Source organism: Acerihabitans sp. TG2 (assembly GCF_035013185.1).
GTDB lineage: Bacteria > Pseudomonadota > Gammaproteobacteria > Enterobacterales > Enterobacteriaceae > Acerihabitans.
In genome coordinates this window covers 1-1,025 of record NZ_JAYGJO010000093.1, presented here as the reverse complement: position 1 = coordinate 1,025, position 1,025 = coordinate 1, and the positions used below count along the sequence as shown (strand labels likewise).

The window sequence follows — 1,025 nt, the reverse complement described above, 5'->3', positions numbered from 1 at the left end:
CCCCCAGTGTCAGGATAGATGACACCCCCATCAAAAACTCTAATGGGGCGATGGGGACATTATATGAAACGCATTTCACCGGAACGAAAGGCCGCCACACTGGCCAAATTACTTCCTCCGTACAACATGACGGTCTCTGCAGTTGCGCAAATGGAAGGGATATCGGAAGCTACTCTCTATAACTGGCGTAGTCAGGCAAAAGCAGAGGGGAAACCGGTGCCGGGTGCAGATAAAAACAGTGAACAGTGGCCGGCGCAAGCCCGCCTGGCGGTGATTATCGAGACCGCCACACTCAGTGAGACCGACATCGCGGCGTACTGCCGAAAAAAAGGCTTATATCCAGAGCAAATTGCTCAGTGGAAACAGGCTTTTTTACAGGTGCCGCCGGTGGATGACCGTGCGGCACTCAAGCAGGTCCAGAAAGAAAACAAGCAGTTAAAAAAAGAACTGATCCGTAAGGAAAAAGCTCTGGCGGAGGCGGCAGCGATACTGGTTCTGCGAAAGCGGTTGCGGGATTATTACGGGGAAGCGGACGGGGACGACTGACGCCAGCCCTCGAGCGCCAAACGCTTATCGGCTATGTGCGAGAGGCTATGGCCAATGGTGCCAGGCTATTAGTCGCGCTGAAGGAAATCAATCTGAGCGAACGGAGCTGGCGGCGATGGCAGAAGCATGCGGAAGATGGACGGCCTGGTGCCATCAGACCCACGCCTGACAACCGGTTAACGGCAGAGGAAGAGCAGCAGATACTGGCGGTATGTCATCGACCAGGCTATGCCAGCCTACCGCCGTCGCAGATCGTGCCGCGCCTGGCGGATGAAGGGATTTATCTGGCCAGTGAATCGACTTTTTACCGGGTGCTGCGGCGCCACGGCGAGGTACATCGCCGAGGGCGGCAACAGACCAGTCACCAGGCCCGTCCTGTGACGACCTGGAAAGCGACGGGCCCGAATCAGGTCTACACCTGGGATATTACCTTCCTGCCGTCGGTGGTGAAAGGTCTTTGGTATTACCTGTATCTGGTG

At 56.2% G+C, this 1,025-nt stretch carries 2 protein-coding genes; both read left to right on the top strand.

Annotated features, from left to right (window positions below):
- Nucleotides 1-63 precede the first annotated feature (63 nt).
- Nucleotides 64-546: a transposase gene (locus SJI19_RS24660; RefSeq protein WP_323480871.1), complete on the top strand. Its 483-nt coding sequence runs from the start codon at nt 64-66 to the stop codon at nt 544-546.
- Nucleotides 547-593: 47 nt separating this feature from the next.
- Nucleotides 594-1,025, top strand: a 432-nt coding sequence (locus tag SJI19_RS24655) for a helix-turn-helix domain-containing protein (RefSeq protein WP_323480870.1), incomplete at its 3' end; no start/stop codon positions are given.

What these genes read in the sequence shown, in the direction of transcription:
- SJI19_RS24660 (WP_323480871.1), top strand. Translation starts at nt 64, where the DNA reads ATGAAACGCATTTCACCGGAACGAAAGGCCGCCACACTGGCCAAATTA.